The sequence below is a fragment of the Sulfitobacter sp. UBA4523 genome (assembly GCF_002388305.1).
GTDB classification, from domain to species: Bacteria; Pseudomonadota; Alphaproteobacteria; order Rhodobacterales; family Rhodobacteraceae; genus Sulfitobacter; species Sulfitobacter pontiacus.
Genome location: NZ_DGMH01000072.1, coordinates 3,676 through 12,646 on the forward strand (window position 1 = coordinate 3,676; position 8,971 = coordinate 12,646).

8 protein-coding genes are annotated in these 8,971 nt (G+C 62.1%); 4 read left to right on the top strand and 4 right to left on the bottom strand.

Annotation, left to right across the window (positions count from 1 at the left end):
* Together gatB and B3849_RS17095 are read right to left on the bottom strand one after the other, a co-directional pair.
* Positions 1-1,145 (bottom strand): Asp-tRNA(Asn)/Glu-tRNA(Gln) amidotransferase subunit GatB (gatB, locus tag B3849_RS17090; RefSeq protein WP_286780466.1); only part of this gene is annotated, 1,145 nt, incomplete at its 3' end.
* Positions 1,146-1,268: 123 nt separating this feature from the next.
* Positions 1,269-2,531, bottom strand: a complete 1,263-nt coding sequence (locus B3849_RS17095; protein WP_286780467.1) for a hypothetical protein — start codon at positions 2,529-2,531, stop codon at positions 1,269-1,271.
* Between the two features lie 258 nt (positions 2,532-2,789).
* Here B3849_RS17095 and B3849_RS17100 point away from each other — a divergent pair, with 258 nt between their 5' ends.
* Positions 2,790-3,632 carry a transglycosylase SLT domain-containing protein gene (locus B3849_RS17100; protein ID WP_278424778.1) on the top strand — a complete coding sequence of 281 codons (843 nt, stop codon included), beginning with the start codon at positions 2,790-2,792 and terminating at the stop codon, positions 3,630-3,632.
* 32 nt (positions 3,633-3,664) lie between these two features.
* Here the strand turns inward: B3849_RS17100 and B3849_RS17105 are convergent, their stop codons facing one another.
* Together B3849_RS17105 and pepN are read right to left on the bottom strand one after the other, a co-directional pair.
* Positions 3,665-4,126, bottom strand: coding sequence for a hypothetical protein (locus tag B3849_RS17105; RefSeq protein WP_278424779.1), 462 nt, complete (start codon positions 4,124-4,126; stop codon positions 3,665-3,667).
* Positions 4,119-6,671, bottom strand: a complete 2,553-nt coding sequence (pepN, locus tag B3849_RS17110) for an aminopeptidase N (RefSeq protein WP_278424780.1) — start codon at positions 6,669-6,671, stop codon at positions 4,119-4,121. The genes B3849_RS17105 and pepN overlap by 8 nt, the downstream gene beginning before the upstream one ends.
* Positions 6,672-6,787: 116 nt before the next feature.
* Between pepN and B3849_RS17115 the strand changes: the two genes are divergently transcribed.
* The 3 genes from B3849_RS17115 to B3849_RS17125 all read left to right on the top strand — a co-directional run.
* Complete coding sequence (locus B3849_RS17115; RefSeq protein ID WP_278424781.1) at positions 6,788-7,084, top strand: hypothetical protein; 297 nt, start codon at positions 6,788-6,790, stop codon at positions 7,082-7,084.
* 111 nt (positions 7,085-7,195) lie between these two features.
* Complete coding sequence (locus B3849_RS17120) at positions 7,196-7,354, top strand: DUF2256 domain-containing protein (protein WP_081858794.1); 159 nt, start codon at positions 7,196-7,198, stop codon at positions 7,352-7,354.
* Positions 7,355-7,460: 106 nt separating this feature from the next.
* Positions 7,461-8,971, top strand: a 1,511-nt coding sequence (locus tag B3849_RS17125; protein WP_286780468.1) for a malate synthase G, incomplete at its 3' end; no start/stop codon positions are given.

The following is an 8,971-nucleotide window of genomic DNA, read 5'->3' on the forward strand; positions in this document are numbered from 1 at the left end:
AGACGGCCAAACAGTTCGTTAATCACCCAGTTCGCCGCCATCTTGCCGTCGCGACCCTGTGCGGTCGCCTCGAAATAGCCTGCGCTGTCCAGATCCGAGGTCAGCACCGAAGCGTCATAGTCGCTTAGGCCGAAGTCGTTGATGAAACGCGCTTTCTTGGCGTCAGGCAATTCGGGCAGGTTGGCACCGATGTCGTCCACCCACGCCTGTTCGATCACCAAAGGCAACAGATCGGGGTCGGGGAAATAGCGATAGTCATGCGCTTCTTCCTTGGAGCGCATGGAGCGGGTTTCCTGCTTGTCCGGATCGAACAGGCGGGTTTCCTGCACCACTTCGCCACCGGCCTCGACGATGGCAATCTGGCGTTTCGCCTCGACCTCGATCGCTTGCTGGATGAACCGCATGGAGTTCATATTCTTGATCTCGCAGCGCGTGCCCAGATGGCTGAAATCCTGCGTTTCCTGATATTTTTCGTACTGACCGGGCAGACAGATCGACACGTTCACATCGGCGCGCATGGCACCGGACTGCATGTCGCCGTTGCACGTCCCCAGATAGCGCAGGATCTGGCGCAGTTTGGTCAGATAGGCGGCTGCCTCTTCGGGGCCGCGGATGTCGGGGCGGCTCACGATCTCCATCAGCGCAACACCGGTGCGGTTCAGGTCGACGAAGGACATGTTCGGGTCCATGTCGTGGATCGATTTGCCCGCGTCCTGTTCAAGGTGGATGCGTTCAACGCGCACCAGCCGCGCCGTGCCGTCGCCCAGTTCCACCAGCACTTCACCTTCGCCCACAATGGGGTGGTAAAGCTGCGAGATCTGATAGCCCTGTGGCAGGTCGGGGTAGAAATAGTTCTTGCGGTCAAAGGCGCTGTGCAGGTTGATCTCGGCCTTCAGGCCCAGACCCGTGCGCACGGCCTGTTCGACGCAGTATTCGTTGATGGTGGGCAGCATGCCGGGCATGGCCGCGTCAACGAAAGCGACGTTATTGTTCGGCTCGGCCCCGAATTTGGTCGAGGCGGCGGAAAAGAGCTTGGCGTTCGACAGAACCTGCGCGTGCACCTCCATCCCGATGACCAGTTCCCAGTCATGTTTGGCACCCGCAATGGTGCGCACTTTGGGGGTGTCATAGGTCAGGTCAAGCATGGGGGCACCTTTGGCGTCAGAAACAGAACGCCTTGGTCATAAGACAGGGGGCGGGGTGCTGCAAGAGGCAGGCCGCGCCAATGCGCGCGCGGACCGGCCAAGAGGTGCTGCCCAAAGGCGATCTTAGGCGGGCGTGGCCTGTGGCCCCTTGCTGGTGAACACGATCCGCTGCCCCGAGGCGAGCTCGGACCGGAACAGGCTGGTCATCACCTGCATCGCATCCTCGCGGCCGGACGCGGCGAATTTATGCGGCGACCGGATGCGCAGGTTGTTGTCAAAGCCGTGGGCGGCATGGGCCCAAATCATCGGATGCAATTCTGTCAGATGTGCACGGATGATCCATTCGGTGCAGGCACCGATGCGGGCGCGAATGCTGTCGGCGCGTTCGTTTCCGCCGCCGCCAAAGCTGGTCATATTGGCGCAATAGGCCGCCAGCAGGTTCGCGAAATAGGCGGTGGAGTGATGCGCAAGGATGTCGCGCAAGCCGTCGATGAAATAGTCAACGTCCAGATTGGCACAGGCCGTATCATCAGAGCAGATCGCGTCAAACATCACCCAGGTATAGCCACCGGCCCCCCAGACATTCTGTACCCGCGCGGCGGTGCGTCGGGCTTCAAGCTCAAGCTCTGAATAGCCGCCGTGATGGCGCGGCAGCAGGTGGTTGCCCAAGGCGCGCATGGGGCGCGGGTTCAGCGGGTTGAGCATGATCAGCTTTTCATAACTGTCGCGCAGCCCGCCTTGGTGGTTGAACGGCCCGCTCGCATGGGCGCAGCAGGTGGCCGCGACAAGCGCGCTGGTGGGATGCTGGGCAATGAAGGGAGCGATGATCTCTCCGGCGCGCTCGAAGTGGGCAATGCAGGCGTCGCGGTTGCGTTGCGGCAGCACGTTGCTTTCGCCTTTGCCGCGCCACGCCCAGCCGATGTCGATATGCGCCTGGGCCACGACGCAGGCGACGACGTAATCGTCTTGGTGCTCGTCCAGCACATGTTCGAAATCCTCGATCCCGCTCAGCAAGGCCTTGGCAAAGCCGCTGTCCACGTCCTCGATCGCGTGCTCTGTCGCCATGACCACATCGGCACGGGCACCATAGGCGATCAGCTCGGCCACAGGCATGGACCCGGGGGTGAGCGTGCTATCAGCGTCTGCCGCGCGGATCACCTTTGACAGCGCCGCCCAGTTCTCTTGCCGCACCAAGCCTTGGCCCAGCTGGTGGTTTTCATCGCAAAGACGGTCCTCGGCAGTGGGATCAGGGCAGTCGATGCTGAGCATTTCATGGGGCGAAGGCGGCACAGCATCCGGGCGCGGCACGGCGGTTTGCGCGGTTTTCTGAGGTTGCGGGCGGGGTTCTTGCTTGCGCGGCGTTTGGCCAAGATCGTCAGAATCCAACAGCAGCGTCGGAACACTTTTGCGTTTGAATAAATTCTTGAGGTGCCGCATCGTTTGTCCAGTCCTATATGAACCCGTCTTCTGCCACTGAAAATGGCGGGATAATTAGGCACCAAGATGGCATCGCGATGGTTAGTCTGGGATTTGCCAAGCGTCTGAACGCGGCTTTAAGGCTGAATAATGCCTGATTGTTCAAAGACCGGCGACGATGGCGCGGAACACGCTATGTTGTGCGCGAATACGACTGGGGGAGTAGGAATGTCAGCAAAGATAACAGCACGCCGCAGCGGCATGCGGCGCGGTGGTCTGGGGCGGGTGATTCTCGCGCCGGTGATGGTCGCGCTACTGTCCGGTGGCGTGGCGCTGCCGTTGGCGGCCGAGACGGTGAATGTCCTGCGCCCGGTGGCCCGCAGCGCGGTCCCTGATCCTGACACCACGCCGCCGACCGCCGCCGCGCCGATCGAACCCGCGCCCGCAGTGCCCGGAGAGGATGGCACAGCGGGCCCCGACCTTGCGACCGCCGCGCCGATCAATCTTTACGAGGTCTCGCCGCCTGCGCGCAACGGGGTGATCCCGCGCACAAGGTGGCAGCACCGGCGCGGGCATGCGGTCTGGACGCGCACGGCGCTGTCCGCGCTCAAGTCCCACGGCAAGCCCCTGGTTGATATGGTGCCCGCCGACATCGACGACTGGTGCCCGGCCTATCCCACCGCCTCGGACGCGGACCGCAGGGCGTTCTGGGTCGGGTTCATGTCGGCGCTGGCGAAACATGAGAGTACTTATAAGGCCCGCGCGGTCGGGGGCGGCGGTCTGTGGTACGGGCTGCTGCAGATCCTGCCTGCCACCGCGCGCGGCTATGGCTGCAACGTCGGCACGGGCGCGGGGTTGCAGAACGGGGCCGCGAACCTGAGCTGTGCGGTGCGGATCATGGCGGTCACCGTGCCCCGTGACGGGGTGATCTATGGCCGCGGCGGGCGCGGTGTCGCGGCGGATTGGGGCCCGTTGCGCAGCCCGGCCAAACGTCGGGACATGTCGCGCTGGCTGAAGCAGCAAGCCTATTGCAAACCACTGGATGCGACGCGCCCCAAGCCGCGCCCCTGAACGCGATCCTGAACGCGCCGCCCGTGGCCGGCCTAGCCGCGCAGGCTAAAGTGGTGCCGCTGCGTGGGGACGCCAGCGGCGTGCAGCGCATGCTCGAACGGGCGGTGCGGGGGCATGGTATCGGGGGGAACACGCAACCGCTGCCCCGACCGCAGCACCACCGTCGCGCGGACAGAGAGGTCCAGCCGCGTATCAAGGCGGATGTGGTCGATTGTGTCGAGCGGGATCGTGACCTTATCCTTGCCCCGCTGCCAGACCAGCGCCTGCGGGGAGAGGCTCAGGCTGGCGATGGGGTTCGTCGCAAGTTCCCATAGCGCGGGCAGGGTGAAGAGGGCGATGATCGCCAGTATCACCGGGGACGCCTCAATCACGACATAGGCAGTGACCAGCGCCAGCCAGACAGCCGCGACCACCAAAGCCGTCCAAAGGCTGCGCCCCGCACGCCGGTAGCGGAAGGTGCCCCGCGGCGGGACACCTTCGGCGGCATCATGCACCGCGGATACGTGTCAGCATTTCGGTCGTGTCACGCGACAGGCCGGGTTGCGACAGGATGCGGTCCAGCTCTGCCTTGATCATGTCCTGACGGTCAGCGTCATAGCGTTTCCATGTCTGGAAGGCCGAACACATCCGCGCAGTGGTCTGCGGGTTCACCGGATCAAGCTGGATCAGCCAATCGGCAAGCAGGCGATAGCCCGCCCCCGAGGCATGGTGGAAGCCTGCGTGATGCGCAGCAAAGGCCCCCAGCACAGCGCGGAAGCGGTTGGGGTTCTTCCAGTTGAAGTCAGGGTGTTTGGTCAGCGTCTCGACCACCTCGTGGGCGTCTTCGGGGTCGGCTTCGATCACCTGCAGGCCGAACCATTTGTCCATGACCAGACGGTCCGCTTTCCACTGTGCCTCGAAGGCCTCGACAGCCTTGTTGCCGCGACCGGCGCGGACCAGATTGGCCAGCGCGGAAAGCTGCTGGGTCATATTGTCGGCCGCGTCATATTGCTCTTGCGCAAGCACGCCGTCGTCATTGCGCGTCAGCAGTGACAGGGCGGCATTGGACAAGGCGCGCTTGCCCGCCTGTTTCGCGTTAGGCTCGAACGGGGCGTCGACGGTGTGACGGCGATAGAGCGTCGGCAACAGATCGGCAAAGGCGTCGGCCATCGCGGCGCGGGTCGCCTCGGTCGCCGCATAGATGATGTCGGGATCGGGGGTGTCGCCTGCCTCTGACAGCGCGCGCGCCAGATCGGATTGCGACGGCAGCCCCAGCATCAGCGCGCGATACGCCGGATCAAGGCTTTCATCCCCGATCACCGCACGGATACCGGCCAACCAATCCTTGTTCGGGGCCTTGCCCTCGCGGATCATCCCAAGCAGCGAGCCATAGGCCAGCATGCGCCCCTGTTCCCAACGGTTGAACGGATCGGTGTCATGGGCCAGCAGATGCGCGCGGTCTGCGTCCGACAGGTCTTGGGTCAGCACCACAGGTGCCGAAAAGCCGCGCAGCACGGATGCCACAGGGCGCGTCCCCAGTTCGTCAAAGACAAAGCTTTGTTCGGCCTGCGTCATTTCCAGCACCGTGGTCTCGTGCACCTCGTCCCCGTCCTGACCGATCAGCCCGACAGCGATCGGCAGCACATAGGGCTGCGGGTCGGCGGTGGCCGCGCTGGCGGGTGTGTGCTGCTTGAAATGCAACGTCAATGTGCCGTGGTCCCAGCTTTCGGTGACCGACAGCTGCGGCGTGCCCGCTTGGGAATACCAGCGCTTGAACTGCCCCAGATCGCGGCCTGTGGTATCCTCGAACACCTGTAGCCAGTCTTCGATGGTACAAGCCTGCCCGTCGTGGCGATCGAAATAGAGGTCAAGCGCTTTTGAATACGCCGCGTCCCCGACCAGCAGCTTGAGCATGCCAATCACCTCGGCCCCTTTTTCATAGACCGTGGCGGTGTAGAAGTTGTTGATTTCCTGAAAGCTCTCGGGGCGCACGGGATGGGCCAGCGGGCCTTGGTCCTCGGAGAATTGGCGGGCGCGCAGGTCGATCACGTCATCGATCCGCTTCACCGCGGCAGAGCGCATGTCAGAGGTGAACTGGCTGTCGCGATAGACCGTCAGCCCTTCCTTCAGGCACAGCTGAAACCAATCACGGCAGGTGATGCGGTTGCCGGTCCAGTTGTGGAAGTACTCATGCGCGATAATCGCCTCGATCCGTTCAAAGTTCATATCGGTCGAGGTTTCGGGCGACGCGAGAACGGCGGAGGAGTTGAAGATGTTCAACCCCTTATTCTCCATCGCGCCCATGTTGAAGTCATCCACGGCAACGATGTTGAACAGATCAAGATCGTATTCACGACCATAAACGTCCTCGTCCCATTTCATACTGTCTTTCAGCGCCTGCATCCCAAAGGCGCATTTGCCTTCGTCACCGGGGCGCACATAGAGGTTCAGGTCAACCTTGCGGCCGGATTTCGTGGTGAAGCTGCTGGGGTGTGCGACCAGATCGCCCGCGACCAGAGCAAACAGGTAGGCAGGCTTGGGCCAGGGATCATGCCATTCGGCGGTATCCTTGCCGCTGCTCACGGGGTTGCCGTTGGACAGCAATACCGGATGTGGTCCGTTGATGGTCACGGTAAACACCGCCATTACATCGGGGCGGTCGGGGTAATAGGTGATCTTGCGAAAGCCCTCCGCCTCGCATTGGGTGCAATACATGCCGTTCGACATATAAAGCCCCTCAAGCGCGGTGTTGCCCATCGGGTCGATCTCTACCTCCGCTTCCCAGACGAAGGGTGCGTCCGGCACATCGCAGGTCAGCCCATGGGGCGTTACCTCGGGCGAGACGGGCGTGCCATCAATCGCGGCCGAGACGAGCGATAGGTTCTCCCCGTGCAGAAAGAACGTCTTGTCGCTTGCATCGGGGTTGGGGCGAAAGGAAATGCGGCTTTTGACGCGGGTCTTGCGCGGGTCCAGATCGAAATGCAGCGCGACATCGTCGATGATAAAGCCATAAGGCGTGTAGTCGGCCAGATATATCGTCTGGGGGGCAGCGTCGCGCATGTTTTTTCCTTCTGTTTGGAACCAGATGTCCAGCGCTCAAGTTAGTCTTGCAACACGGCACCTGCAAGGTCGCCACCCGAGAAGATCAACTTTCACCGAACCCATCGGAGGGCATCATGTCTGCACCCGACACAAATATCGACAAGCAAGAGAAACAGCACAAACCCGCGCTGCTTGGCGTCAAAGGCACGATGATCTTCGGCATCGTGATTACGGCCATTCTTGGCTTTATCCTGATCGACAACGGTCGCGAAGACCGTCAGCCCGCTGCCGAAGAAGGAACGCAGGCCATCACCACTGACAGCACCGTCCCCGCGGTGACCGAGGAAGACACAAGCGGTGCAACACAGGCGGACGACACCAACGCAGCGCCTGTTGATCCCGTCGCACCGGGGACAAACGAAAGCAACTGAGTTTTATAAGCGCTTTTAACGATTGAAGATTTAATGATTTGGACGGCAGGCCTTGGCGACAAGGCCTGCCGTTTTTTAATGATGATAGGGATTATCCGGGGGTAAGGCGCAATGGCGAAAATGCGCAAGAAAGCAGATCTGCCGACCAAGATATGCCAAAGCTGCGGGTTGCCCTTTAGCTGGCGGCGCAAGTGGGCGCGCGATTGGGAGGCGGTGAAATACTGCTCTGACCGATGCCGTAGGGCACGGGGGGCCGCTAGCGCTCAGTAGGGGCTGCATTGGTAAGATGTTTTTACCAATACATGTTGCTCCACGAGGGGATACCTTCTAAGTCTTGTCGCAAAGCAAATTCCACGCGAGCGACAGGAGCTATGAGATGACACAGCGTACCGACAAGAACGGCCTTCAGGTTGCCGCCGAACTGGTTGATTTTATCGAGGGTGCAGCACTGCCCGGCACCGGCATCGATGCGGGAACGTTCTGGGCGGGGCTCAGCGATCTGGTACATGACCTTGGCCCCAAGAACCGCGCGCTGCTGCAGACCCGTGAAGATATGCAGGCCAAGATCGACAGCTGGCACAAGGAACGGGCCGGCCAGCCTCATGACGCGGACGCCTACACAAGCTTTTTGCGCGAGATCGGGTATCTGGTGCCCGAAGGCCCCGCGTTCGAGATTGACACAAAAGGCGTCGACCCTGAAATCGCGCAGGTGCCCGGCCCGCAGCTGGTGGTGCCGATCACCAACGCCCGCTTTGCCCTGAACGCCGCCAATGCGCGGTGGGGAAGCCTGTATGACGCCTATTACGGCACCGACGCTTTGGGTGATCTGCCGCAGGGCAAGGGATACGATGCGGACCGTGGTGCACGGGTTGTGGCGCAGGCCAAGGCGTTTCTGGATGACGCGGCCCCGCTGGCGTCAGGCAGTCACGCGGACGTAACGGGCTATGCCGTGGTTGACGGCGCGCTGACACCTGCGTTGAAAGATCCGGCACAGTTTGTCGGCTACCGTGGGGATGCAGCCGCGCCCGAGGCGATCTTGCTGCGCAACAACGGGCTGCACATCGAAATCCGGATCGACGCCGCACATAACATTGGCAAGACCGATCCGGCAGGCGTGGCGGATGTGCTGCTGGAATCCGCGATGTCCACGATCATGGATTGTGAAGACAGCGTTGCCGCCGTGGACGCCGAGGACAAGGTCGTGGCCTATGGGAATTGGTTGGGGCTGATGAAAGGCGATCTGTCGGAAACCTTCGAGAAGGGCGGCCAGCAGGTCACGCGCAAGATGCACGGGGATCGCGACTATACCGCGCCAGACGGCAGCGCGCTGACGATCAAGGGGCGGTCGCTGATGCTGGTGCGCAATGTCGGCCACCTGATGACCAACCCCGCCATTCTGGACCGCGACGGGCGCGAGATTGGCGAAGGGCTGATGGATGCCATGGTCACCACGCTGATCGCGATGCACGATCTGCAAAAGACCGGGGGCATGCGCAACTCGGTCGCGGGATCGGTCTATGTGGTAAAGCCCAAGATGCACGGGCCCGAGGAAGTGGCCTTTGCCGATGAGATATTTACCCGCGTGGAAACCGTGCTGGGTCTGCCTGCCAATACGGTCAAGCTGGGCATCATGGATGAAGAGCGCCGCACCTCGGTCAACCTGGCGGAATGTATCCGCGCGGCCAAATCGCGCGTGGCCTTTATCAACACCGGCTTCCTTGATCGTACCGGCGACGAGATTCACACCTCTATGGAGGCAGGGCCGATGGTGCCCAAGGGCGAGATGAAAAACGCCCCCTGGATCAGCGCCTATGAGGATCGCAACGTCGATATCGGTCTGGCCTGCGGCCTGCAGGGACGTGCCCAGATCGGCAAGGGCATGTGGGC

Excerpts from the sequence above, each read along its gene's own strand:
- B3849_RS17100 (WP_278424778.1), top strand. The coding sequence starts at position 2,790 with ATGTCAGCAAAGATAACAGCACGCCGCAGCGGCATGCGGCGCGGTGGT.
- B3849_RS17115 (WP_278424781.1), top strand. The coding sequence starts at position 6,788 with ATGTCTGCACCCGACACAAATATCGACAAGCAAGAGAAACAGCACAAA.
- B3849_RS17120 (WP_081858794.1), top strand. The coding sequence starts at position 7,196 with ATGGCGAAAATGCGCAAGAAAGCAGATCTGCCGACCAAGATATGCCAA.
- pepN (WP_278424780.1), bottom strand. The coding sequence starts at position 6,671 with ATGCGCGACGCTGCCCCCCAGACGATATATCTGGCCGACTACACGCCT.